This window comes from Pseudomonas sp. GW822-FHT02G04 (assembly GCF_058802085.1).
This window is the reverse complement of sequence record NZ_JBXANU010000001.1, coordinates 16150-40857: the sequence shown is the minus strand read 5'-3', so window position 1 is coordinate 40857 and position 24708 is coordinate 16150. Positions and strand designations below refer to the sequence as shown.

General features: G+C 60.3%; 27 protein-coding genes. 14 read left to right on the top strand and 13 right to left on the bottom strand.

Going from position 1 to position 24708, the window contains the following annotated elements:
- Positions 1-110: 110 nt before the first annotated feature.
- Complete coding sequence (locus AC1RO5_RS00230; protein WP_493171695.1) at positions 111-893, bottom strand: tellurite resistance TerB family protein; 783 nt, start codon at positions 891-893, stop codon at positions 111-113.
- Positions 894-1000: 107 nt separating this feature from the next.
- On the opposite strand from AC1RO5_RS00230, the gene AC1RO5_RS00225 reads away from it, so the two are divergent.
- The 3 genes from AC1RO5_RS00225 (at position 1001) to AC1RO5_RS00215 (ending at position 2683) form a co-directional block, all read left to right on the top strand.
- Positions 1001-1366 (top strand): VOC family protein, encoded by a 366-nt coding sequence (locus AC1RO5_RS00225; protein ID WP_493171693.1) that lies wholly within the window; start codon positions 1001-1003, stop codon positions 1364-1366.
- Between the two features lie 196 nt (positions 1367-1562).
- Entirely contained in the window at positions 1563-2285 is a 723-nt protein-coding gene (gene pcsA, locus AC1RO5_RS00220) for a phosphatidylcholine synthase (RefSeq protein WP_493172404.1), read from the top strand.
- A gap of 11 nt (positions 2286-2296) precedes the next feature.
- Positions 2297-2683: a DUF488 domain-containing protein gene (locus AC1RO5_RS00215; RefSeq protein ID WP_493171691.1), complete on the top strand. Its 387-nt coding sequence runs from the start codon at positions 2297-2299 to the stop codon at positions 2681-2683.
- Here the strand turns inward: AC1RO5_RS00215 and cuyB are convergent.
- Positions 2680-4179: a cysteate racemase gene (gene cuyB, locus AC1RO5_RS00210; protein ID WP_493171689.1), complete on the bottom strand. Its 1500-nt coding sequence runs from the start codon at positions 4177-4179 to the stop codon at positions 2680-2682. The genes AC1RO5_RS00215 and cuyB overlap by 4 nt on opposite strands.
- A gap of 11 nt (positions 4180-4190) precedes the next feature.
- Positions 4191-5483 (bottom strand): dicarboxylate/amino acid:cation symporter, encoded by a 1293-nt coding sequence (locus AC1RO5_RS00205; protein WP_493171686.1) that lies wholly within the window; start codon positions 5481-5483, stop codon positions 4191-4193.
- A gap of 233 nt (positions 5484-5716) precedes the next feature.
- On the opposite strand from AC1RO5_RS00205, the gene AC1RO5_RS00200 reads away from it, so the two are divergent.
- Positions 5717-6652, top strand: a complete 936-nt coding sequence (locus AC1RO5_RS00200) for a LysR substrate-binding domain-containing protein (protein WP_493171684.1) — start codon at positions 5717-5719, stop codon at positions 6650-6652.
- A 79-nt stretch (positions 6653-6731) separates the two neighbouring features.
- Positions 6732-7658, top strand: coding sequence for a universal stress protein (locus tag AC1RO5_RS00195; protein ID WP_493171682.1), 927 nt, complete (start codon positions 6732-6734; stop codon positions 7656-7658).
- Positions 7659-7839: 181 nt separating this feature from the next.
- Here the strand turns inward: AC1RO5_RS00195 and AC1RO5_RS00190 are convergent, their stop codons facing one another.
- The gene (locus tag AC1RO5_RS00190; protein WP_493171680.1) at positions 7840-8652 is read right to left on the bottom strand and encodes a class I SAM-dependent methyltransferase; all 813 of its coding nucleotides are present in this window, start codon (positions 8650-8652) and stop codon (positions 7840-7842) included.
- 37 nt (positions 8653-8689) lie between these two features.
- Complete coding sequence (locus tag AC1RO5_RS00185) at positions 8690-8962, bottom strand: DUF4242 domain-containing protein (RefSeq protein ID WP_258673350.1); 273 nt, start codon at positions 8960-8962, stop codon at positions 8690-8692.
- Between the two features lie 233 nt (positions 8963-9195).
- Here AC1RO5_RS00185 and AC1RO5_RS00180 point away from each other — a divergent pair, with 233 nt between their 5' ends.
- Positions 9196-9654, top strand: a complete 459-nt coding sequence (locus AC1RO5_RS00180; protein ID WP_493171677.1) for a GNAT family N-acetyltransferase — start codon at positions 9196-9198, stop codon at positions 9652-9654.
- Between the two features lie 17 nt (positions 9655-9671).
- Here AC1RO5_RS00180 and AC1RO5_RS00175 read toward each other — a convergent pair whose 3' ends face one another.
- The 3 genes from AC1RO5_RS00175 to AC1RO5_RS00165 all read right to left on the bottom strand — a co-directional run bounded on the left by AC1RO5_RS00175 (position 9672) and on the right by AC1RO5_RS00165 (position 11557).
- On the bottom strand, positions 9672-10883 hold the full coding sequence (locus tag AC1RO5_RS00175) for a cytochrome c biogenesis protein DipZ (RefSeq protein ID WP_493171675.1): 1212 nt from the start codon (positions 10881-10883) through the stop codon (positions 9672-9674).
- Between the two features lie 88 nt (positions 10884-10971).
- Positions 10972-11244, bottom strand: coding sequence for a hypothetical protein (locus AC1RO5_RS00170; RefSeq protein WP_493171670.1), 273 nt, complete (start codon positions 11242-11244; stop codon positions 10972-10974).
- A gap of 49 nt (positions 11245-11293) precedes the next feature.
- Entirely contained in the window at positions 11294-11557 is a 264-nt protein-coding gene (locus AC1RO5_RS00165) for a DUF2790 domain-containing protein (protein ID WP_493171666.1), read from the bottom strand.
- A 317-nt stretch (positions 11558-11874) separates the two neighbouring features.
- Here AC1RO5_RS00165 and AC1RO5_RS00160 point away from each other — a divergent pair, with 317 nt between their 5' ends.
- Complete coding sequence (locus AC1RO5_RS00160) at positions 11875-12615, top strand: response regulator (protein ID WP_026345826.1); 741 nt, start codon at positions 11875-11877, stop codon at positions 12613-12615.
- Complete coding sequence (locus AC1RO5_RS00155; protein ID WP_493171664.1) at positions 12612-13931, top strand: ATP-binding protein; 1320 nt, start codon at positions 12612-12614, stop codon at positions 13929-13931. Before AC1RO5_RS00160 ends, AC1RO5_RS00155 begins: the two co-directional genes overlap by 4 nt.
- Before the next feature lie 120 nt (positions 13932-14051).
- Here the strand turns inward: AC1RO5_RS00155 and AC1RO5_RS00150 are convergent, their stop codons facing one another.
- Together AC1RO5_RS00150 and AC1RO5_RS00145 are read right to left on the bottom strand one after the other, a co-directional pair.
- On the bottom strand, positions 14052-14810 hold the full coding sequence (locus tag AC1RO5_RS00150; RefSeq protein ID WP_493171662.1) for an HvfC family RiPP maturation protein: 759 nt from the start codon (positions 14808-14810) through the stop codon (positions 14052-14054).
- Entirely contained in the window at positions 14803-15642 is an 840-nt protein-coding gene (locus tag AC1RO5_RS00145; protein WP_493172401.1) for an HvfB family MNIO-type RiPP peptide maturase, read from the bottom strand. Before AC1RO5_RS00145 ends, AC1RO5_RS00150 begins: the two co-directional genes overlap by 8 nt.
- A 300-nt stretch (positions 15643-15942) precedes the next feature.
- Between AC1RO5_RS00145 and AC1RO5_RS00140 the strand changes: the two genes are divergently transcribed.
- A complete protein-coding gene (locus AC1RO5_RS00140; RefSeq protein WP_007939004.1) occupies positions 15943-16989 on the top strand; it encodes a class I SAM-dependent methyltransferase in 1047 nt (348 codons plus the stop codon).
- 230 nt (positions 16990-17219) lie between these two features.
- On the opposite strand, the gene AC1RO5_RS00135 is transcribed toward AC1RO5_RS00140, so the two are convergent.
- Positions 17220-18113 (bottom strand): LysR family transcriptional regulator, encoded by an 894-nt coding sequence (locus tag AC1RO5_RS00135; RefSeq protein WP_019649313.1) that lies wholly within the window; start codon positions 18111-18113, stop codon positions 17220-17222.
- 153 nt (positions 18114-18266) lie between these two features.
- Between AC1RO5_RS00135 and AC1RO5_RS00130 the strand changes: the two genes are divergently transcribed.
- Genes AC1RO5_RS00130 through AC1RO5_RS00120 form a run of 3 tightly spaced genes read left to right on the top strand, consistent with a single transcriptional unit; the run spans position 18267 to position 20860 of the window.
- On the top strand, positions 18267-18965 hold the full coding sequence (locus AC1RO5_RS00130; RefSeq protein ID WP_018928063.1) for a CoA transferase subunit A: 699 nt from the start codon (positions 18267-18269) through the stop codon (positions 18963-18965).
- 36 nt (positions 18966-19001) lie between these two features.
- Entirely contained in the window at positions 19002-19667 is a 666-nt protein-coding gene (locus AC1RO5_RS00125) for a CoA transferase subunit B (RefSeq protein WP_018928064.1), read from the top strand.
- 11 nt (positions 19668-19678) lie between these two features.
- Positions 19679-20860: an acetyl-CoA C-acetyltransferase gene (locus AC1RO5_RS00120; protein ID WP_493171659.1), complete on the top strand. Its 1182-nt coding sequence runs from the start codon at positions 19679-19681 to the stop codon at positions 20858-20860.
- A gap of 194 nt (positions 20861-21054) precedes the next feature.
- Here AC1RO5_RS00120 and AC1RO5_RS00115 read toward each other — a convergent pair whose 3' ends face one another.
- Positions 21055-22374: an Nramp family divalent metal transporter gene (locus AC1RO5_RS00115; protein WP_493171657.1), complete on the bottom strand. Its 1320-nt coding sequence runs from the start codon at positions 22372-22374 to the stop codon at positions 21055-21057.
- Positions 22375-22521: 147 nt separating this feature from the next.
- Here AC1RO5_RS00115 and AC1RO5_RS00110 point away from each other — a divergent pair, with 147 nt between their 5' ends.
- Both AC1RO5_RS00110 and AC1RO5_RS00105 read left to right on the top strand, forming a co-directional pair.
- Positions 22522-23304: a hypothetical protein gene (locus AC1RO5_RS00110; protein ID WP_493171655.1), complete on the top strand. Its 783-nt coding sequence runs from the start codon at positions 22522-22524 to the stop codon at positions 23302-23304.
- Positions 23305-23383: 79 nt separating this feature from the next.
- Positions 23384-23971 (top strand): DcrB/PsbP domain-containing protein, encoded by a 588-nt coding sequence (locus tag AC1RO5_RS00105; RefSeq protein ID WP_493171653.1) that lies wholly within the window; start codon positions 23384-23386, stop codon positions 23969-23971.
- Between the two features lie 11 nt (positions 23972-23982).
- On the opposite strand, the gene AC1RO5_RS00100 is transcribed toward AC1RO5_RS00105, so the two are convergent.
- The gene (locus tag AC1RO5_RS00100) at positions 23983-24699 is read right to left on the bottom strand and encodes an alpha/beta hydrolase (protein ID WP_493171651.1); all 717 of its coding nucleotides are present in this window, start codon (positions 24697-24699) and stop codon (positions 23983-23985) included.
- Positions 24700-24708 lie beyond the last annotated feature (9 nt).

Here is a 24708-nt window from a genome sequence, read left to right as displayed (position 1 = left end):
TGTACCCCGGGTCAACGGATGTACGCAACACCTGTAGGAGCTGCCGAAGGCTCGGGCCGCGTTCGGACGATCTTTTGATTTTCAGCAGTTCCGAAAATGCCAAAGGTCCTTCAAGCAACGCCGCCCTTGGCCTGTTGCTCCAGGTGCAGTTGCAGCTCTGGATCGATCTTCAGCGCAGCAGCCAGTTCATCCAGATAATTGCGCTCGGCGTCCTGCTGATCGTCCACCAGCATCACGCTGGCCAGGTACATCTCGGCGGCCATGCCCGGGTCCTGGGCGGACTGCGCCACATCGGCGGCGTCCAGCGGCCGGGCGACTTCGTCATCGAGCCATTGTTGCAATTGCGGGTCGTCGGTATGGCGGCCGATTTCGGTGCTGATCATTTGTTTCTCGGCGTCGTCGATACGGCCGTCGGCCTTGGCGGCGGCGATCAAGGCGCGAAGGATGGCGTGACTGTGGTCTTCGATTTCCGGACCGGATAACAGATCAACGGTACGCGGCGCCTGTTGTGGTGCCGAGGCCTGGTTACGTTGCCATGCCTGATAGGCCTGGAACGCCATCATCCCCAAAGAGGCCAGCGCCGCGTAATTGGTGCCGCCCGAGCGCGTCTGGCTTGAACCGCCCAAAGGGGAACCGCCGCCCAACAGACCACCGAGCAAACCTCCCAAACCTCCGCCGCCAGCACCGCCACCCGCGCTGCCACCCAACAGGCCACCGAGCAAGCCACCCAGGCCGCCCAAGTCGCCTTGAGTCGACGCCGCACCACCACCTTGTTGCGACAATGAGCCCTGACCGGCCCGCAGTAATTGCTCAAGCAAATCGCTGGTGTTCATGACGACGTCCTCATTGATGGGCAGAAACTCAGTCAGGCAACGATAGTCCTCGCCGGACATTCCGCCAACTCCGTCTGGCTGACGTCAAAAGGTGCCCCTTCACACTCCTGACAGAAACTGACAGCGCCTCCTTTTATGCTGCGTCCACCTTCTAATGGAGCAACCCCATGATCACTCCCCGTTTCATTTTGCTTTTCGTGGACAACCCCGCCGTCAGTGCACGGTTTTATGAGTTTCTGCTGGAGCGCAAGCCCGTGGAAGAGTCGCCGACCTTCGCCCTGTTTGTCCTGGACGGCGGCTATAAACTGGGGCTCTGGTCACGGCATACCGCGGAACCTGCGGTGACGGTAACGGGCGGCGGGACTGAACTGGCGTTCCCGATGGAGTCCGCCGAACAAGTCGATGCACTGTTTGCCGACTGGAGCGCTCTCGGGCTGACCATGGTGCAAACGCCGACAGAACTCGACTTCGGTCGCACCTTCGTCGCCCTTGACCCGGATAACCATCGACTGCGCGTGTTCTTTCCTCGTTAAGCTGACGATACAAGCGTGTAGTGCTCAACGCGTACCCCGGAATTTTCGGGGTATTTTTTTGCGTGGCGTCTAAGATTCAAAGGTGGTGAACCTTATCCCCGAAAATCCGGTCGATACCTGCAACCCGACCCGGTTTGCCGACGCCCTCAATAGCAGGGTGATGACTGGCTTGCTTCATTTTCTGGAGAACGCCCCCGTGATATCCACCGTACACATCGCCAGACTCAAAGCATGGGGCGCCCATGGTTTTACCGCCACCGGCGTGGTCACTGCCTTCCTCGCGACCCTCGCCCTGCTGGAGAACCAGCCCACCCATTGCCTGCTGTGGCTGGGCGTGGCGCTGATCGTCGACGGGCTGGACGGCGCGCTGGCGCGCAAGGTCAATGTGCAATCGGTGCTGCCGAGTTTCGACGGTTCGATCCTCGACCTGCTGATCGACTACCTGACGTATGTGTTTATCCCGGCGCTGTTCATCTACCGTTACATCCCGTTGCCGGACTACACCCTGCTGCTGACCGTGTCGCTGATTCTGGTGTCGTCGCTGTTCTGCTTCTGCAACGTCAACATGAAGAGCAAGGACAACTACTTCCAGGGCTTCCCCGCCGCGTGGAACGTGGTTGCGTTGTGCCTGTACATCATCGGTCCGTCGCCGTGGATAACGTTGCTCACCGTGATCGGCCTGGCGCTGTTGACCGTGACCCGAATGAAATTCCTGCACCCGTTTCGCGTGCGCCGCTTCATGCCGATCAACATTGCCGTGACGGCCATCTGGTTGCTGTGCAGCTTGTCGCTGGTGCTCAACCATCCGGTCATCAACCCATTGGTGATGAGCCTGTGGCTGCTGATGTCAGCGTACTTCCTGGGGATCTGCATCTGGCGCACGGCGCTGGAGTGGTTCGACGGCTCGCGGCTCAAATAGGCACTGCAATCATGCCCATCCATATCGTGCGACTCGGCTCACCCCGCACCGCGAATGAAGGCCTGCGCCTGGGCACAGTACGCCGCCCGCCCCGTGGCGTACCGAAGGCCGAATTCGCCAGCCGTGATTTCTATGATGTGTGGCAACCGCTGCTGTCCCCCAGCCCCGAACTGGTGGCCGAAGCCAAGGCGGCAGAAGATGCCAAAGCCTGGGAGGCTTTCAAGCGCAAATTCAAGGCCGAGATGAACCATCCCGCGCCCAGTCAGCTGCTGGACCTGCTGGCCGCCCTCTCCCATCAAACCTCACTGGCCGTGGGGTGTTACTGCGAAGACGAAGCGCACTGCCACCGTTCCGTATTACGGGAGTTGCTGGAGGCACGGGGCGCAAAGGTTGTTTAGCCAAGATGCAAATCCGATCGCTCCCGCGAATGTTCACGGGCAAGCCGAATACACTTCATAGCCAGAATGGTCGTCGGGTCGATCAACGCCACTTGATGACCTTTGATCATGAAGGCCTCGCTATGCTGCAGCACCAGCGGTAACTCCGTACATCCCAGGATGAGCACATCGGCGCCCAGTTCACACAAGTGTTCTGCGGCGATCAGCAGCTGATCTTTACACAGGCCCTCGGTGAACCCGGCCTTGATCCCAAGCGCCCCATAAATCGCATCCATGACCAACGCCTGGTAATCCACACCGGGGGCGACTATGTGCAACCCGGCTCGCCGGGCCGCCTCATGGTAAACCTGACTTTTGATCGTGCCTGACGTCGCCAGCAGTCCCACTGTTTTCTCGGCGCCGTACTGCTGGACGATAGCCTCTACCGTCTCGGCCAGCATGTTCACAATGGGCACACGCAAGTGTGCCTGGATACGCTCGACAAACGCGTGAGCGGTATTGCACGGGATCGCAATCGCATTGGCTCCGGCGCTTTCAAGCCGCTTGCAGGTGGCATACATCGCCATCGTCGGATCGGTTTCGTCATACAGCAGGCTGGCGGTACGATCAGGAATCTGGGGGTTTTGTTCGACCACCATTTTGATGTGTTCCTGATCGCGGCCGGCCGGTGTATGCGCAACCACTTTCCCCATGAAATCGACCGTTGCCGCAGGCCCCACCCCGCCCACGATCCCAAGCTTGAAGGGGGGGCGATTCGACTGACCTTTCTCCACGGTCGCGAAGCCGGCATAAATCTCATTGATGTCCAGCACCGTGATGCCCCGACGCTGCAGGTCGCCGCAGACCAACGAGAGCTCGGTCATGCCCGGCAAGACTATCGCGGCCCCCTGCTCCTGAAGCGAAAGGCAGGCCCGATACACACACTCCAGCGGCACACCGTCAAGGTATCCATCCTTGATACCGTTGACGCCATACATCGCCTCCATCAACCCTGACTGCTCGTCATCACCTGGGTAAACGAGCTTGAAATCGCTGCCGAAATAGCGCTCGAACATGCCGCAGTGGCGAACATAGTCTGAGGCGAGAATGCCCAATGCACTGCCGGGTTCAGCGACATGATCGATGTACCTGCGCAACGCGGCCATCATGTCCAGAACCGGTATGCCTATCTCCTCCTGTATCTCTTCGCGGAAGGTGTGGCTGGCAAAACAAGGCAGTACGATCGCGTTGACCCCACTGGCCTCGAAGGTCTGGCAAACCTGGAACACATAGAACTTTCTGGAGGTCATGCTCGCGCCCCGATCCAATGGCATCAGCACATCTTTGAACGGGTGCTGCTCGAACAGAAAGTGATAACGGCCTTGATCCTCGAGCACCGCCCTGGACTTCACCAACTTGTAGAACAGATCGCCGCCGGCCAGTGAGCCAAGCCCGCCAACGATCCCCAGTTTGCGTACAAACGACGACTCACGGGACAGCTTCGATTCAGCTTTCATGGTGATAACTCTCAGGCAGTGGCTACAGTGCGAACAGGACGTGGGGATGCCTCGGTTTGAGGGACGTCGTCCGGCTCCTCGCAAGGCTCCGATTTAGCGACCACTGCCGTTGCGATGCTGTTGCCCACCACGTTGGTGGCAGTCCTGGCCATATCGAGGAATTGATCGATGCCCAGGATCAGCAAAATGCCCGCTTCCGGCAGATTGAACATGGGCAACGTCGCCGCGACGACAACCACTGAGGCCCGGGCTACACCTGCCATGCCCTTGCTGGTCACCATCAGCGTCAGCAAGATGAGAAGCTGCTGTGTGAGGCTCAAGTCAACGTTGTAAGCCTGGGCAATGAACATGATCGCGAAGGCTTGATACATCATCGAACCGTCGAGATTGAATGAATACCCCAATGGCAGTACGAAGCTGGATACGCGCTTCGGTGCGCCGAACTTCTCCAGCGCCTCCATGGTTTTTGGATAGGCGGACTCACTGCTGGCCGTCGAGAATGCCAACAGCACGGGTTCTCGGATCAACTTGCCCAACGTAAATACCGAACGCCCCAGAAACAGGTAGCCAGCAGCGAACAACACGCCCCACAGAATCACAATGCCCAGGTAGAACTCGGCAATCAGTTTTCCGTAATCGACCAGCAAGCCCAGACCTTGGGTGGTGATGGCCGAAGCGATGGCGGCAAAGACACCGATCGGTGCAAGCGCCATGACATAGTCGGTGATCTTGAACATCACCTTCGCCAGCTCTTCAATACTGTCGGTGATCTTTGTGTAGCCGGCGCGCTTGACACCCGCCAACGCGAAACCGAAGAACAGCGAGAACACTACAATTTGCAGAATCTCGTTGTTGGCCATGGCTTCAGCAATGCTGCGAGGGAATACGTGGCTGATGAACACCTTGAGGCTGAAGTCCCCCGTGTTTACCGCTATAGGTGCCGCGCCGGCCTGAGTCGTCTGAAGATCCAGGCCTGCGCCTGGCTGGAAAAGGTTCACCAGCAACATACCGATCAACAACGAAATCACTGAAGCGGAAACGAACCAGGCCATCGCCCTCGCCCCGATCCGTCCTACCGATCGGGAATTGCCCATGCTGGCAATACCACCGACCAATGTGGCGAAAACCAAAGGTGCGATGATCATCTTGATCAAGCGCAGGAAAATGTCCGTCACCATCGAGAAGTAGGAGGCAATCTCTTTGGCGGCTTTCTCATCCGCTGAAAAATGGTGGCAAGCCCAACCTACGATGACGCCCATCGCGATGCCGATCGCGATCTGGCGGGGTAAATTACTTTTTTTCACGGTGCTTTCCTCAAGTGATGTTGTAGCTTTTTTTACTTGGCAGAAGACAAGACTGGAATGACCCGATGCTCTGCGGCAGCGGGGCTACAGCACCGATTCTAGGGACGCCATTGGCGCGGGATGATGAGTAATCACCATAGGGTGATGCGTTTTTGGAATAGTTTGCGAAATACCCTCAATGACTCCATTGCACCGCAGTAAACTCTTCGCCAGAGGCGCAATGAGGAGCCAACATGCAAACCAAATGGTTGGACGATCTTCTGGCGATTGCCGAATGGAAGAACTTTTCTCGAGCCGCGGAAGTGCGTTGCGTCACGCAGTCCGCGCTGTCTCGGCGCATTCGTTCACTTGAGGAATGGGTGGGAGCCGAACTGGTGGATCGCGGCACCTATCCTGTCCAACTGACTCAAGCGGGCCGCAGCTTTTGTGAAGAGGGGCGCGAGGCTTTGTCGGCGTTGCTGCAATTGCGACTGGCTCTTCGCGAAGGAGAAAGAATGCCGGGGCGCTCGATTCAGGTCACCGCCGGGCACAGTCTTTCAATGACATTTCTGCCTAAGTGGCTCACCCAGTTTCAACAACAGAATGAGCCCTTCAATGCTCGCGTGGTGGCGGCGAATATCCACGATGCGGTCATTGCGCTGGAGGAAGGCAGCTGCGATTTGATGATCGTCTACCACCATCCCCTCGCCCCGATCCAGCTCGACCCCGAGAAGTTCGGCAGTTTGACCCTGGGGCACGATTCGTTTGTTCCACTGTGCGCGCCGGACAAGAACGGCAAACCCTTGCATCGGCTACCGGGGACGGCCGCCAAGCCAGTGCCGCACCTGGCGTATACCGCGACCACCTTTTTGGGGCGCGTGGCCGATATCGTCATCAAGAATGCGCCGACGGCTTGCGTGCTTGATCGTTGCTTTGAGGCGGACATGGCCATGCTGTTGATGAGAATGGCGATCGAGGGCTACGGCGTTGCCTGGTTGCCCTTGAGCGCCGTGACCGATGAACTGGAGCGAGGGCAATTGGTGCTGGCCGGCGGCGATGAGTGGAAGGCCCGACTGGAGATACGTTCGTATTGTTCGATCGCCAATCAAAACCCGACGATGCGCGACCTTTGGAAAACGCTTGAAGTCGCATCGCGAGCAGGCCCATTCGAGCGACCAGACGCCCCTTAGACTGATCATGGTCAATAATCAAAGGATTGAGATGTATTGAACGACCACCGTCTGCTCGTTTACCCACGGGAGGTTTGTCATGTCTGGTCAACCGCGCTTCATGCTGGTCGCCTCACCGCTGATGGAACACAGCCCCGCCTTCGACCGGGCTGCGATGCTGGCCAAGGCCGAGGGGGCGGCCCTGCACATCGTGGCCTTCGACTATCTGGAAGGCCTGGCGACCGCCAGCCTGGTCAACGAAAAGGCCATGGAGCAGATGCGCTTGGGCTATGTCGAGCGCCACCGCCAGTGGCTTGAAGAACAGGCCCACCCCTTGCGCAAGATAGGTGTGAACGTCACCACCGAGGTGGCCTGGGTCGAGAATCCGCTGGAGGAGATCCTGATTCACCTCAAAGAGCAGCCGATGGACGTGCTGATCAAGGCGCTGGAACATCAATCGCGGCTGTCGCGGCTGGTGTTTACCCCCCTCGACGTGCATTTGTTACGTGAATGCCCGGTGCCGTTGCATTTCGTCAGCCATGCCACTCGCGCGTTGCCGCGCAAGATCGTCGCGGCGATCGACCCGTTTCACCGCGATGATCAATACAACAGTTTCAACGACCGGATCCTTCACGAAGCCTCAAAACTGGCGAGCGCCTGCAATGCCGAACTCGATGTGGTCTACGCCTATGACCTTTCATCTATCAGCGCGGACGAGTTCAACTTCTATAACGGTTCGGCGCTTTTCTCTTCGGACCAGGTCAAGACCCTGTTCGACCTCCAGGAGAATGCCTTCAACGAACTGGCCGCGCGCAACGGCATCGCGCCGGAGCAGCGGCACATGGTCATGGGCAACCCCACCAAGGTACTGACCCACTACACCGAGACCCATGATGTGGATGTGATCGTCATGGGCCGGATCGGCCATCGCGGCATGGGCCGGTTGATCGGCAGCACGGTGGAGCATGTGCTGTACAAAATGCCGTGCAGCGTGTGGGTGGTGTATACCGAGTCACTGGATGAGTGACTGCAACGGCTGAATACCAAATTGTGCACATACCTTTGTGGGCGCGACCCCTGTGGCGAGGGGGCTTGCCCCCGTTCGGCTGCGAAGCAGTCGCAAAGCTTTTGGGGCCGCTTCGCGACCCAACAGGGGCAAGCCCCCTCGCCACAGGAGGCCGTTCCCACAGGGATTTTGTGTTCTCGACTCAGCGCCGGGTGATCACCACCTCCAGGTATTCACTCGGTACCACCAACGACCGCTCCCCCGCTCGGTTCAGGCGATTGAGCAGTTCTGTCAGGTCGTTTTCCAGAGCGGCACCCCCTTCAGGCGGCAGGGTCGCAAAGGCCTTGTGAACCGGGCCATACCAGGTGCGGAAGGTGTCGATGAAATGAGCGGCCGAGCGGTAGCGGAAGTTGAACAACCGCCGTGTGACCTGGAGCAGAAAGTCGCGCTGATCGAACTGTGAGTGCAACCATGCTTCGGAGCCCCAGTTTGAAGGCGGCTGAGCCCCGGCGGGTGGCGGCATGTGGCGCCCCAGCACCTTGAACATCTGCCCGACGAAGCCTTCAGGCGTCCAGTTGGCAAGGCCGATCCGGCCTCCCGGGCGGCACACCCGCGCCAGCTCCGTGGCGGCCTTGGGCTGATCCGGGGTAAACATCACCCCAAAGGTCGAGAGCACGGCATCGAAACTGGCGTCCTCGAAAGGCAACGCCTCGGCGTCGGCCACCTGAAAGGTCACGTTCAGGTGCTCCGCCCGGGCACGGTCTTCACCACGTTCAAGCAACTTGGCCACGTAGTCGGTGGATGTGACCTTACAACCCCGGCGCGCAGCGGCAAGCGTTGCATTACCGTTGCCCGCAGCGACGTCCAGCACCCGCTCATCACAGAGCAAGTCACAAGCTTCAGCCAATTGCTCGCCGACGATCTGTAGGGTGGTGCCGATCACGGCGTAGTCGCCACTGGCCCACGCAGTCATCTGACGGTTTTTCAGGGCGGTGAGATCAATGGGTGTGCTCATGAAGTCTGCTCCGCTGCGGGTTGGAACGGGTCTCGGCTTACTCCGCCGTGGTGGGGTCGATGATGCTCATGACTCGGGAAACGCTGTTGATCGGAAAGCCACCTTGTTTGGCATGCTCCCTGATGAGCTCCTCGCTCGGCGCGATGTACACGCAATAAATCTTGTCGCCCGTGACGTAACTCTGCTGCCATTGCACTTGCGGCCCCAACCCGCGCAACACATCGCAGGATTTTTGCGAGATCGCTTTGAGTTCCTGTTGCGCCAGTGCGCCGGCTCCCGGAAGCTCGCGTTCAATAATGAACTTAGGCATAACCCTCTTCCTTTCATGATTGTAATGGCAGGGTCGCAAGTGACCCCGTCCACACACTAAAGCTCCCGGATACGTATCCGTCCTGCCCGGTCGTCCGGCAGACTCACGAAATACACCGGTCTCCGATGCATGGTCATGCATCTGTAACGCCGGATTAACACCCCGGAACCCGGGATTGCCGATGCGCCCTGAATCAGCTCTTATGGGCTATCGAATTTTGAAAGGACTCTCCCATGCCTCGCCTGGACTGGCTCGTTCACCACATGCACCACAGCGACACTTTCGCTTCATGGATTCACCAACAATTCCACTATGAATACGCCGACCAGCCCTTGCCTCAGTGGCAACGGGAATTCGCTGACGGCCAATTCGACGGCAAGTGGCAATGCTTGATCGCTCTGGATGAAGACCGCCTGCTGGGCGGCGCGGCACTGGCCGCCGCCGACCTGGCTCACCGGCCTGACCTGGGTCCTTGGCTGGCTTGTGTGTTCGTCACACCCCAAGCAAGGGGAAAAGGATTGGCGGAGCGTTTGATTGACGGGATATGTGCGCAGGCCAGGGAATGTGGCGTGGCGAAGATCTATTTGCATACCCGGGACCAGAACAACTACTACGCCAGACGCGGGTGGACAGTGCTGGAGCGTTTTCAGGCCTGGGAAAACAACCAATGGCTCATGGTGCGAAACCTGTGAGCCATTGATTTGAACGGTTACGCGGCAGGCGTCTTGGCCTCTTCCAACAGCTGCCGGATCATCTGCTCCTGAGTCTCGTAGCGACCCTCGCCAAAATGGCTGTAACGCACCTGCCCCTTCGCATCGATCAGGTAGTGAGCCGGCCAGTATTGGTTGTCGAAGGCGCGCCAGATTGCATAGTTGTTGTCGATCGCCACTGGGTAGGTGATGCCGAGTTTTTTCACCTGGTCACGGACGTTGTCGATGATGCGTTCGTAACCGTATTCCGGGGTGTGCACGCCGATCACCACCAGGCCGTCCTTTTCGTATTTCTTTGCCCAGTCCTTCACGTAGGGCAAGGTGTGCTGGCAGTTGATGCAGTCGTAGGTCCAGAAATCCACCAGCACCACTTTGCCGCGCAAGGAGTCGTTATTCAGCGCTGGCGAGTTGAGCCATTCGACCGCGCCGGAGAGTGACGGCATCGGGCCTTTGGCCGAGTCCATGGTCGAGTCGGCCTTGACCTTGCTGACCAGGTAATCCACCACTTTCGGCACGGTTTCCAGCACCTGCTGTTCCACCGTGGTAACGCCTTCGGACGAGGTGCCCGCAAGCAGCGTGTTGTCGGTTCCGGTGGCAATGACCGCCGCCGCGACCAACACCGCAGCACCCGCGCCGCGACGCAGCCAGCCGGTGACTGGAATCGACGGTTTCAAGCGATTGACCAGTCCGCGACCGGCGAAGATCAAGGTGCCCAGGGACAACGCACTGCCCAGGCCATACGCCACCAGCAGCAAGCTGGTCTGGGCATTGGCGCCTTGCAGCATCGCGCCGGTGAGGATCACCCCCAGGATCGGCCCGGCACACGGTGCCCAGAGCAGACCGGTGGCGACGCCGATCATCACCGAGCCCAGTGGGCCGGACATTTTGCGGGTGTTGGGGTCAAGGCGATTGCCCAACAGTACGAACGGCCGCACCAGCCAGCCGCCGATGCGGGCGGAGATCAGCGACAACGCAAACAGCACCATCACGATCAACGCCACGTGACGGCCGGTATTGTTGGCTTGTATCACCCAGTCGCTGCTGACCACGGCCAGGCTGGAGATCAGGGCGAAGGTCAGGGCCATGCCGCCGAGGGTGAGCAGGATCGAGGAGCGTGTGCGTTTAACACCGGCAAACAGAAACGGCACGACCGGGAGGATGCAGGGGCTGAGGACGGTCAAAATGCCGCCCAGGAATGCGATGAGAAACATGGGTATCACCTTGAGAATACGAGTCCCATGTGGGAGCGAGCCTGCTCCCACACTGGGAATATTGAGTTCATCAAAACAGTGCCTGGCTTCAAGCCATCTGGTTTTCCAACTGCTGGCCCTGTGGTGTGCGGCTGTAGCCGTTTTCTGCAACCAATTGCCCCTGCGGTGTGTGGCTGGAGCCGTTCTCTGCAATCAGCTGCCCCTGCGGTGTGCGGCTGGAACCAGCCTCGGCCAGCAGCGGCGTCAATTGGAAACAAGTGCTGCTGCCACAGCTGCTCTGTTCAACAGAAGCGTTGGCATGAGCGGCGACGCCGGCTACGGAAAAGACGATGGCGGTCAAAAAGCGGGTGACGTTGTTCATGGGGTTCTTCCTGTTTCAAAATGGGATTGATGATGGATAAGCAAAGGACTCAGTTGCCTTCGTTGCAGTCGTCAGCGAATTTGCTGTAATCCAGAACCTGGGTTTTGCCTTGGGAATCCAGGTAGGTCATCCGCGCATTCACAATCCCGCAGGAAGGCGTGGCGTCCTGTTTCATCGACAACACTTTCTGGATGTCCAGGTGCGTGCCGTAGGTGTAGGTTTGGGGAGTGACATCGGCTTCGGCGCGGGCCGATAAGGTGCAGATGTTCAGGGCGGCAAACAGGCAGGCGGCGTAGATGGCTTTGGTGTTCATGGTGGTTTCCTCGGGGCTTCAATAGGTCAATCGTTGCCAAATCGTTGATGGGTCCGAGGCGGTTTGGGTTTGCCTCGATGGAAGCCATTAGAAGCCCGCGAGGTATCCCGTCTGTGTCTGGAACAGGCGCGGGTAAATTGCTATGTATCAACGCCGGCCTGCGATACACAGCGATACAAAACCCCTGAAACCGGCTGTTTTTGCGTCCCCGTGTATCCGCCGACAGGCCAGATACACTGCAATACAAACCGCTGCGGGCGAGCGAGCCTTGACTCGGTAGACTGCGCGAAAATTCCTACTCAAGAGGCATGGCGACCATGGAACACGTCGATCACATTCTCATCGTGGACGATGACCGCGAGATCCGGGAACTGGTAGGCAATTACCTGAAGAAGAACGGCCTGCGCACCACCGTGGTGGCGGATGGGCGGCAGATGCGCGCATTTCTGGAGACCACGCCGGTGGACCTGATCGTGCTCGACATCATGATGCCGGGCGACGATGGCCTGCTGCTCTGCCGCGAGTTGCGTGCGGGTAAACACAAGGCCACGCCAGTGCTGATGCTCACCGCGCGCAACGATGAAACCGACCGCATCATCGGCCTGGAAATGGGCGCCGACGACTACCTGGTCAAACCGTTCGCCGCCCGCGAACTGCTCGCCCGGATCAACGCAGTGCTGCGCCGCACGCGGATGCTGCCGCCGAATCTGGTGATCACCGAAAGCGGTCGCCTGCTGGGGTTCGGTCGCTGGCGCCTGGACACCTCGGCCCGGCATCTGCTGGACCAGGACGGCACCATGGTCGCCCTCAGCGGCGCGGAATATCGTTTGCTACGAGTGTTCCTCGATCATCCTCAGCGGGTGCTCAATCGCGACCAGTTGCTCAACCTGACTCAAGGCCGCGACGCTGATCTGTTCGACCGCTCCATCGATTTGCTGGTCAGCCGTTTGCGTCAGCGCCTGCTCGACGATGCCCGGGAACCTGCCTATATCAAGACCGTACGCAGCGAAGGCTATGTGTTTTCCCTGCCGGTGGAAGTGCTCGGTGCGCCGTCATGAGTCTGGCGCTGCACTGGCCCCGTACGCTGGCCTCGCGGCTGTCGCTGATTTTCCTGATCGGCCTGATTCTCGCCCAGGCGCTGTCCTTTGGCGCGCAGTACTACGAGCGTTATGAAAGTGCGAAAAGCACCATGTTGGGCAACCTGGAAACCGACGTCTCGACCTCCCTCGCCATCCTCGACCGCTTGCCGGCCGACGAACGCGCGAACTGGCTGCAGCGACTGGAACGTGCCAACTATGGCTATCTGCTGAATGAAGGCTCACCCGGCACACCCATGGCGCCCGGCGATGTACCGATTGCAGTCCCCTCGATTCAGGACGCCATCGGCCATGAATATCCGCTGACCTTTACCGACATCCCCGGCCCGAAGAAACACTTCCAGGCCCATCTGAAACTGAAGGACGGCAGCCCCGTCACCATCGATGTGCGACCCGCGATGGTGCCGTTGTCGCCGTGGTTGCCGGCGGTATTGCTGGGGCAACTGGCGCTGCTGATCGCCTGCACCTGGCTGGCCGTGAGAATCGCCATCCGCCCGCTCACCCGCCTCGCTCAAGCGGTGGAAACCCTCGACCCCAACGCTCATGCCGTGCACCTCGATGAAAAAGGCCCGACCGAAGTCGCCTACGCAGCCAGGGCGTTCAATGCCATGCAGGCGCGCATTGCGGCGTATCTCAAGGAGCGCATGCAACTGTTGGCGGCGATTTCCCACGACCTGCAAACCCCGATCACACGGATGAAACTGCGTGCCGAATTCATGGACGACTCCAGCGAAAAAGACAAACTGTGGAACGACCTCGGCGAGATGGAACACCTGGTGCGCGAAGGCGTGGCCTACGCCCGCAGCATCCATGGCGCCACCGAGGAAAGTCGCCGCACCGATCTGGACTCGTTTCTCGACAGCCTGGTGTTCGACTATCAGGACATGGGCAAAGACGTGCAGCTGGGCGGCAAAAGCGCCGCAGTCATCGACACCCGGCCCCATGCCCTGCGGCGAGTGCTGGTGAACCTGGTAGACAACGCGCTGAAATTCGCTGGCGCGGCTGAGTTGTGGGTGGAAACGAAGGCCGACGGCAGCTTGTCGGTGAAGGTCATGGACCGAGGGCCGGGGATTGCCGAAGAGCAATTGGCCCAGGTGATGCAGCCGTTCTACCGCGTGGAGAATTCGCGTAATCGCAGCACCGGCGGGACCGGGTTGGGGTTAGCGATTGCCCAGCAATTGGCGTTGGCGATTGGCGGGTCACTGACCTTGAGCAATCGCGTGGACGGTGGGTTGTGTGCGGAACTCAAATTGCCGGCTCAAACTGCACCACTGTAGGAGCGAGGCTTGCCCGCGAAAGCGGTGTGTCAGACGACATCTATGTTGACTGTGCCGCCGTCTTCGCGGGCAAGCCTCGCTCCTACAATTGATGTGTGGTGGCTGGAGGATTACGTACGGTCAGGCCGCTATACCGATTACCCCTTCTCCGTGCATCTGCCGCAGCAACGCCATGCCACTGTCGATGAATTCCAGCGACCCGGCCATCCCCGCCTCCACCGCCAGCCCTTCCAGTTGCGACCGGCCATCGAGCTGAGGAAATCCCCCGATCCGCTGCAACAATCGCCACGCCAACGGGCTCAATTCGGAAAAGTGCACACTCCAGTCCTCGGCCCGACGCACCAACAGCAACGTCGGCTGAGTCGGTGGCACTTGCGGCCGATAATCCGGCCCCACTTTTTGCACCGGCCAGCCATAGGCCAACGGCCAGGCCAGTGGTGAAACCTGCAACGGTTGATCCAGCAGCAATCCAGCATCACTGGCCGGCAACGGCTCAGCGTCGGATTGTTGCAGGGCCATTTCGACCCATTCGTAATGCGCCAGCTCGACCATGAACGGTGGCCACGGCCCATCGTTCAGCGCCTGAGGCATCGATGCGAGGAACTCGACAAACTCCCGGGCGATCTCGCCGAATTTGGGCGTGTGAGCGCGGTAGTCCCGCAGGAAGATTCGCACCAGAGAACGCCAGTCACTGTCCCCCAGTATTCTCACCAACACCGGAAAGGTGCCACTGAGCAACGACGACAGATTCGAGAACACCAGATCGCGATAAACCTGTGCCCGTGCCACCTCCATCCCGGCGGGCGGCGCATAGCGGTCGGGGTCGCGCAGGTAACGAGTCAATGTGTCTTGCTGCTGATACAGCGTCGGTTTATCCACGGTTCGCCTCCTCCTCTTGCAGTCGGCGGATGGTCTGCAACTCGCTCACCAATTCAGAAAACGCCGGGTAGTTGAAGTCCCGCTCAAGCAGCGTCGGCTGCACACCGAACCGCGCATACGCCTCCGCCAGCAAAGCCCAGACCACCGGTTTGACCGAGGCGCCATGGGTGTCGATTTTCAGCGTATCGGACTCATCGAAGTGTCCCGCCACGTGCATTGCAACCACCCTCCCCGCGTCGAGGCCGGCCAGAAACGTCTGCGGATCAGAACCGTGATTGATCGAGTTGACGTAGACATTGTTGACGTCCAGCAGCAGGTCGCAATCGGCTTCGCGCAGCACTGCGTTGGTGAACGTCAGTTCGTCCATGTCCTGTTGCGGGGCGGCGTAATAGGAGACGTTTTCCACCGCCAGGCGCCGACCGAGAATGTCCTGTGCCTGACGAATCCGGGCGGCGACGTGGTGCACCGCTTCTTCGGTAAATGGCAACGGCAGCAGATCGTAAAGATGCCCGTCATCGCTGCAGTAGCTCAGGTGTTCGCTGTACAGCGGCACCTTGTAGTGATCGAGGAAACTCCGCACTTCCCGCAGAAACCCGACGTCCAGCGGCGCCGGCCCGCCTAATGACAACGACAAGCCGTGACAGGACAACGGATAACGCTCGGCCAGGGCACGAAACGCCGCGCCATGCGCGCCGCCGATGCCGATCCAGTTTTCTGGCGCGACTTCCAGAAAGTCGAAAGCGCCCTTCGGGGCCGCTTGCAGGTCCTTGATCAAACCGCGGCGCAAGCCTAGCCCGACAGTCGTCTGCGTTGATGTGCGGGGAATTTGCATGATGTCGATCTCATCCTGGGATCCGGTCTCCAGCGCCTGAATGCTCAGTGCCGGCCGGCAGGCCCAGTTAAGCGACGCGGTGTGTCGGGTCTGTGTGCGCAAACGCCCCTCTTCTCAGCGCACTGTATCGGACAGGCAGCCAGATACAGAGGGATACACGAACTAGACTTGTTGATTACCCCCGTAGGGGGGAGCCAGGACGCGGTTATCGTCCTGTTCATTCCCACGATCACCGCCCACAGGTGCATGCCTCGACAAACAATGCCTGCGGGCTGTGATCCTGTTGAAGGAGCACACAAGATGGACGAGGCCAGACTCAATGATTTCATGGGCAAACTGGTGAGCGACATGGGTGGCGCGGCGATGCTCGCCAACGTCATCCTCGGCGAAGAACTCGGCCTGTACCGGGCCATGGCCGACAGTCAGCCAGTCACCCCCGAAACACTCGCCGCGAAAACCGGCTGCAACACCCGCCTGCTACGTGAATGGCTCAGCGCCCACGCCGCCTCCGGTTACATGGAACACCGCGACGGCCAATTCCGCCTCCCCGAAGAGCAAGCCCTGGCGCTGGCGATCGAAGATTCACCGGTTTATGTAGCCGGCGGTATGGCGGTGGTTGCCTCGTTTTTCCATGACAAGGACAAACTGGTCAACGCCATGCGCGGCAACGGTGCCCTGCCCTGGGGCGATCACCATCCGTGCATGTTCAGCGGCACCGAGCGGTTCTTCCGTCCAGGCTACAAAGCGCATCTGGTCAGCGAGTGGCTGCCGGCGCTCGACGGGGTGGTTGCCAAACTGGAGGCTGGCGCGAAAGTGGCGGACATCGGTTGCGGCCACGGCGCCTCGACCGTGATCATGGCCCAGGCCTTCCCGGATTCACGGTTCGTCGGTTTCGATTACCACGCGCCTTCGATCACCGTCGCCACTCAGCGCGCCGAAGAAGGTGGCGTGTCCGGACGGGCACGGTTCTTCCAGGGCAACGCCAAGAGTTATCCGGGCGACGACTATGACCTGATCTGCTATTTCGACTGCCTGCACGACATGGGTGACCCGGTCGGTGCCGCAAAGCATGCCTATGAATCGCTCAAACCCGACGGTACGGTGCTGCTGGTGGAGCCCTTCGCCAACGACACGCTCGACGAGAACACCAACCCGGTGGGACGGCTGTTCTACGCCGCCTCGACCTTTATCTGCACACCCAACTCGCTGTCCCAGGAGGTCGGCCTCGGGCTCGGCGCCCAGGCGGGCGAGGCTCGGTTGCGCAAGGTCTTCACCGAAGCGGGTTTCACCCAGTTCCGGCGAGCCACGGAAACGCCGTTCAACCTGATTCTGGAGGCGCGTAAGTAACACCAGGATCATCACCCAGACTGGCGAAACCCCAATCTCTGTGGGAGCGAGCTCGTGTGGCGAGGGGGCTTGTCGGAACGCCGCATCGCCCCGTTCGACTGCGAAGCAGTCGTAAAACCAGTCACCGCGTTCTAAATCCAAGATCGCGGTGATTGGTTTTAGGGGTGCTTCGCGCCCCAACGGGGGCAAGCCCCCTCGCCACACGAGCCCGCTCCTACAGGTGACCGTGATCAGCTCAGACGCTCGCCGAGGTTTTCAGCCTTGAGAATATCGAACAATGCCTGCGCCGCCGCCGACAGTTCTTGCCCCGTCGTCAGCACCCCGATCGCCCGTTCCACCACCGGGTCGCGCAGGGTGATACAGCGCGCGCCCAACTCGCGCATCTGCCCGGCGCACAATGCTGGCACCGCGCTCACGCCCAATCCGCTGGCCACCATCCGCCCGACCGTCGCCAACTGATGACTTTCAAACTCCACCGGCAATTTCATGCCCCGCGCCTGCAAGTGCTCTTCGAGCATCACCCGCACCGTGGACGGGCGCTGCAAGGTAATAAACGGCTCCTTGAGCAGGGTTTGCCAATCGATATCGCCCAGGTCCGCCAGCGGTGAATCAAGCGGCACCACTGCCACGAACCGGTCGATGTACAACGGGGTAAATTGCAGCGACGAACTCTGGGTCGGCTCAAACGCCACGCCCAGCTCCACCTGGCGGTCGCGGACCATTTCCAACACCTGCTCGTTGATCACGTCGTTCACCGTGACGTTGACCTTGGGATAACGCGCGCGGAAAGTCTTGAGGATCGGCGGCAGCAGGTTGCCGGCAAACGACGGCATCGCCGCCAGTGTCACGCGGCCGCGCTGAAGGGTGAAGCGTTGGCGCAGTTCATCCTCGGCATTGTCCCAGTCCGCGATCAGCCGGCGGGCCAGTGGCAGCAGCGATTCACCCTCGGCGGTCAGTGCGACGTTGCGGGTATTGCGCGTGAACAGGCGCCCACCCAGGCCCTCCTCCAGCGCCTTGATGGTCAGGCTCAACGCCGACTGGGACAGGTGCAGCCGCTCGCAAGCCACGGCAAAGCTCAAACTCTGGGCCACGGCCAGGAAGGCGCGAATCTGTTTAACGGTCATGCCCGTATCTCCAACCTCGTACGCACACCCTAGAATTAGTGAGTTTTATCTATCAATCAACCTTAAAAATCAACTTAACAAATAAATCACGCAGCGAGACACTCCCTCCCCATCCGGCTAGCCAGCCGCCCACAAAGAATAAAAGAGGTGCATATGGCAGGGTTCGACAAGCGCGTGTATTCCTATGAAGAAGCGATGGCCGGTCTTGAAGACGGCATGACCGTAATCTCCGGCGGCTTCGGCCTGTGCGGGATTCCGGAAAACCTCATCGCCGAGATCCAGCACCGGGGCACCCGTGACCTCACCGTGGTCTCCAACAACTGCGGCGTCGATGGGTTCGGCCTCGGCGTGCTGCTGGTAGACCGGCAGATCCGCAAAGTGGTGGCCTCCTACGTCGGCGAGAACAAACTGTTCGAAGACCAACTGCTTAAAGGCGAAATCGAAGTCGTCCTGACCCCCCAAGGCACCCTCGCCGAGAAAATGCGCGCAGGCGGCGCCGGCATCCCGGCGTTCTTCACCGCCACCGGCGTCGGCACTCCGGTCGCTGAAGGCAAGGAAGTGCGCGAGTTCAAGGGCCGCCAGTACCTGATGGAAGAATCCATCACCGGTGACTTCGCCATCGTCAAAGGCTGGAAAGCCGACCATTTCGGTAACGTGGTCTATCGCCACACCGCACAGAACTTCAACCCGCTGGCCGCCACCGCCGGCAAGATCACCGTGGTCGAAGTCGAAGAAATCGTCGAACCCGGCGAGCTGGACCCGTCGCAGATCCACACCCCTGGCATCTACGTCGACCGGGTCATTTGCGGCACGTTCGAAAAGCGCATCGAACAGCGCACCGTGCGTAAGTGATCCCCTGCCCCCGGACCGAATGAAGGAATAACAACAATGGCACTCTCCCGCGAACAAATGGCTCAGCGCGTCGCCCGCGAAATGCAGGACGGCTACTACGTAAACCTCGGCATCGGCATTCCGACCCTGGTCGCCAACTACATCCCCGAAGGCATGGAAGTCATGCTGCAATCGGAAAACGGCCTGCTCGGCATGGGCGCCTTTCCGACCGACGCCGAGGTCGACGCCGACATGATCAACGCCGGCAAGCAAACCGTGACCGCGCGTATCGGCGCGTCGATTTTCTCCTCCGCCGAATCGTTCGCGATGATCCGCGGCGGCCACATCGACCTGACCGTGCTCGGCGCGTTCGAAGTGGACGTCGAAGGCAACATCGCCTCCTGGATGATCCCCGGCAAACTGGTCAAGGGCATGGGCGGCGCGATGGACCTGGTGGCCGGTGCGGACAACATCATCGTCACCATGACCCACGCCTCCAAGGACGGCGAGTCGAAACTGCTGCCGCGCTGCAGCCTGCCGCTGACCGGCGCCGGTTGCATCAAACGCGTGCTGACCGACCTGGCCTACTTGGAAATCCACAACGGCGCGTTCATTCTCAAGGAACGCGCGCCGGGCGTGAGTGTCGAGGAAATCGTCGCCAAGACCGCCGGCAAACTGATCGTGCCTGACCACGTCCCGGAAATGCAGTTCGCTGCCCAGTGAGGAATCCGTCCATGCAAGACGTTGTGATTGTTGCTGCCACTCGCACTGCCATCGGCAGTTTCCAGGGCTCGTTGGCCAATGTGTCCGCGGTGGACCTCGGTGCTGCGGTGATCCGCCAGTTGCTGGCGCAAACCGCTCTGGACCCGGCGCAGGTCGATGAAGTGATCATGGGTCAGGTATTGACCGCCGGTGCCGGGCAGAACCCTGCGCGTCAGGCTGCGATCAAGGCCGGCATGCCTCACGCCGTACCGGCCATGACCTTGAACAAGGTCTGCGGCTCGGGCCTCAAAGCGCTGCACCTGGCGGCGCAGGCGATTCGCTGCGGCGATGCCGAGGTGATCATCGCCGGTGGTCAGGAAAACATGAGCCTGGCCAATTACGTGCTGCCCGGCGCGCGCACCGGTCTGCGCATGGGCCACAGCCAGATCGTCGACACGATGATCAGCGACGGTTTGTGGGATGCGTTCAACGATTACCACATGGGCATCACTGCCGAGAATCTGGTGGACAAGTACGGCATCAGCCGTGAAGCCCAGGATGCGTTCGCTGCCGCCTCGCAGCAGAAAGCCGTGGCCGCCATCGAAGCCGGGCGCTTCGTCGATGAAATCACCCCGATTCTGATCCCCCAGCGCAAGGGCGATCCGCTGGCCTTCGCCACCGATGAACAACCGCGGGCCGGCACCACCGCCGAGTCCCTGGGCAAACTGAAACCGGCCTTCAAGAAGGACGGCTCGGTGACCGCCGGTAACGCATCTTCGCTGAACGACGGCGCGGCCGCCGTGATCCTGATGAGTGCCGAGAAAGCCAAGGCCCTCGGCCTGCCGGTGCTGGCGAAAATCGCCGCGTACGCCAACGCGGGCGTCGACCCGGCGATCATGGGCATCGGCCCGGTCAGCGCCACCCGTCGTTGCCTGAGCAAGGCCGGTTGGTCCATCGATCAACTGGAGCTGATCGAAGCCAACGAAGCCTTCGCCGCACAATCCCTGGCGGTGGCCAAGGACCTGGAATGGGACCTGAGCAAGGTCAACGTCAACGGCGGCGCCATCGCTTTGGGCCACCCGATCGGTGCCTCGGGTTGCCGGGTGCTGGTGTCCTTGCTGCACGAGATGATCAAGCGTGACGCCAAAAAAGGCCTCGCCACCTTGTGCATCGGTGGTGGTCAGGGCGTGGCATTGGCCATCGAGCGCATGTAAGCCTGTTCGAGACACCAATCCCCTGTGGCGAGGGAGCTTGCTCCCGTTGGGCTGCGCAGCGGCCCCAAAATCTCGGTACTTTCCGCAGATTTTGTGAGTGCTACGCACTCAAGCGGGAGCAAGCTCCCTCGCCACAAACCGGGTTCCTTTTTGTCTGGTCCTCAGGCAAATTTCACCAGGTTCACCCTCCGGGATCAGCCCACAAACTGCAAAATCAACCAGCTGTTGGCCGCACTGATTACCGTAAACAATCCCCACGCCAACACCCGCGTTGGCAGCCGATTCACAAACGGCCCCATGAGCGTCTGATCATTGGTCATGCGAATCAGCGGATACAACGCGAACGGCAGTTGCAGGCTGAGCACCACCTGACTCAACACCAGCAGTTTGCCGATCGCCCCGTCGCCCATTAACCACACGCCGATAAACGCCGGGATCAGCGCCAGCCCACGAGTGATCAAGCGCCGTTGCCAGCAGGGCAAGCGCAGGTTCAGGTAGCCCTCCATGATCACCTGGCCCGCGATGGTGCCGGTGAAGGTCGAGCTCTGCCCCGACGCCAGCAATGCCACACCAAACAGCACGCTGGCCAACGCCCCGCCCACCAACGGATCGAGCAAGTGATAGGCATCCTGGATGTCCACCACGTCGGTATGCCCGGTCTTGTGAAAGGCCGCGGAAGCAAGAATCAGAATCGCCGCGTTGACCAATAGTGCCAGGGCCAGAGAGCCGATGGTGTCGATGCGCGCCAGTTTGACCGCGTCCTGTTTACTGGCCAGGTCCTTGCCGATCATCCGCGTCTGTACGATCGAGGTATGCAGGAACAAGTTATGCGGCATCACCGTGGCCCCGAGAATGCCGATGGCCAGGTACAAGGGCGCCGCATCGCCGATCGCAGTAAGTGACGGAGTGAAACCGCGAGCGACGTCCGGCCAATAGGGTTTGATCAGCAACAGTTCGACGAAGAAACACGCGCCGATAGTGCCCACCAGCACCAACATGATTGCCTCCAGCCGACGAAAGCCGCGGTTTTGCAGGGCCAATACCAGCAACGTGTCGAAAGCGGTGAGCGCGATGCCAAACGTCAGCGAACAGCCCAACAGCAAGTGGAACGCCAGGGCGCAGCCGAGCACTTCGGCGAGGTCGGTGGCAATGATCGAAATTTCCGCCAGCAGCCACTGGGTCCGTGCGGTCCGCGTGCTGTAGCGCTCCCGGCACAACTGCGCCAGATCGCGCCCGGTGGCGATGCCCAGACGCGAACACAAACACTGCACCACCATCCCCGCCAGGCTCGCCAGCAACACCACGAACAACAGGCTGTAGCCAAACCGCGAACCGGCCTCGATGGCCGTGGCCCAGTTGCCCGGGTCCATGTAACCGATGGACACCAGCAAACCGGGGCCGGCAAAACGCAGAACGCGCTTGAAGAACGATGCACGAGGGTCAACGGCAACCGTGCCGGCCACTTCCGGTGGGCAAAACGGCGCGGTGCCGACTTTGGGCAAACTGAATTTCACGCAAGCATCCGATAACAGGTGGGAGCGCGCAGCTTAGACGTTTCACGCACTCGGGTGTAGGCGCTCAACGCTTGCGCAGAGACCTCCTTAAGCAAACCATCGCCCGCAATGCTAACGTGACCGGCACACACAAATGGAGATGCGTGCGTGCTGATGCTCAAACTGCTGGTGATTCCAGGGTTTCTGTTGCTGATTTCCCTGGCCGGTAAACGCTGGGGACCGAGCGTGGCCGGTTGGCTGTCGGGGTTGCCGGTGGTGGTCGGGCCAATTCTGTTGTTCCTCGCCATCGAACAAGGCCATGTGTTCGCCGCTCAAGCGGCAACGGCGGCGCTGTCAGCCATGTTCGCGATGATTGCCTTCTGCGTGATGTATGCCCAGATCGCACAACGCTTGAGCTGGCCGTGGGCGCTGACGATGGCGCTGCTGGTCTGGGCGCTGGTAGCTGTTGTGTTGTCGCTGATCCCGCCGTCGCTGACGCTCTCGGTGATCGCCGCCGCCACCGCGTTGCTGGCCGCGCCGTACCTGTTTCCCTCGGTGCAACCCGTCGTTTCAGGCACGGCGCCAAAGTCCGACAAACTGCTGCTGCGCATGATGGCTGGCGCCCTGCTCACGTTGGCCGTGACGTTGCTGGCCAGCACCGTCGGCGAACGCTGGAGCGGATTGCTCGCGGTATTCCCGGTGCTGGGCAGTGTGATGGCGGTGTTTTCCCAGCAGACTCGCGGGCCGGCGTTTACTGCGGCGTTGCTGCGGGCTACAGCTACCGGGATGTATTCGTTTGCGGCGTTTTGTCTGGTGCTGGCGTTGGCGTTGCCGAGGTTCGGCTGGATGGGATTTGTATTGGGGATCGGCGCCTCGTTCGGGATGTTGTTGGTGACTAAACAACGGGCATTGCGCCCAACGCCTTATCGCCTCAACGAACGGCAACGATGATCACCACGCACCCGGTGTAGCAAATCGCGATCCGTGGGATGATCGCCGTCATAGCGCGACCATCCCTCGGAGAGTTTGAATGTCATTGTTGAGTAAAAAAGCCGTTGTTCTGCTGCTGACAGCGGCTGCCAGCCTGGGAGCCTTGAATGCGCAGGCGGCCAAGGCCACTTCCAGCGACAAAGCGCCGACCCAGAAGGTCTCGATGCTCGGCGGCAAGTTCACCTTCACCCTGCCCAAGGGTTTCATCGCCAACCCATTGCCGGCCGGCGACGCGGCCACCGGTACCGCCGGGGCGACGGGTACGATGTACACCAACCAGACCACTAAAACCGTAGTCATCGCCGCTGAAAACACCATTCCCGGCGGCGCCAACGTCAAGGACAACGACGGTGAGTTCCTCGACGCCACGGTGTCCGCTTTCGCCACCGAGCAACGCAAGGCCCTGCCGGACTTCAACAAACTGAGCGAAAAAAGCCTGACCCAGAAAGGCACGGGGCTGGGCCTGCGACAGATCGACAGCACCGCCACCCAAGGTGGCGGCATGACCCTCGACACCTCGCTGATGGCCGCTTCCGGCACGCGCATGGCCATCGTTCAGATCATTTCCCGCCCCAACGACACAACCGGCCACGAAACGCTGGTGAAACAAATCGTCAGCGGCAAATAAGTCCGACCGACTCAGGGATTGAGGCGCTGCAACCAGGCGCTCAAATCCTGCATCTCGGTGGCGCTGATGCTGTGACCGACACCCGGATAGGCATGAAACTCGGGCTTGAGTAACAGGCGCTGCAACAGACTGTCGGCCTCAGTGCCGTCGTTGTAGGGCAGGAGTTTGTCAGCGGTGCCATGACCGATGAAAATCGCCAGCTGCTGGCGTTTTTCATCCGGTTTGAGCTCGGATTCGAGCACCGGCAGGATGCGCCCGCTCAACGCCGCAATCCCGCCTACCGCCTGGGGATGACGCAACGCGACCTCGTAGGACATCATCGCGCCCTGGCTGAAACCCACCAGGAATACCTTGTCCGTTTCGGTGTGATATTTCTTTGCCGCTTGTGCGACGAAATCCAGCAGCACCTGGCGACTGGTCTTCAGGTCATCCGTCTCGCCGTTATAGGCGCCCTCGCCCTTTTTGCGAAACCACTGGTAACTGCCCTCTTCCAACGTCATCGGCGCCCGCACCGACAGGTAGTTGTACTGCGGCGGTAATTCATCCTTGATGCCGAACAGGTCCTGCTCGTTGCTGCCGTAACCATGCAGGAAAATCACCAAGGGCTGGTTACGGGATTCAACGTTGGCCTGTTCCAGGTATTTGAGCGGCAGATCGGTGTGTAGCGGGATTTGAGCGTGGACGGCGGTGGACGCCAGCAGCGTGAGCAGAGCGAGAAACTTCAACATAAACCTTCC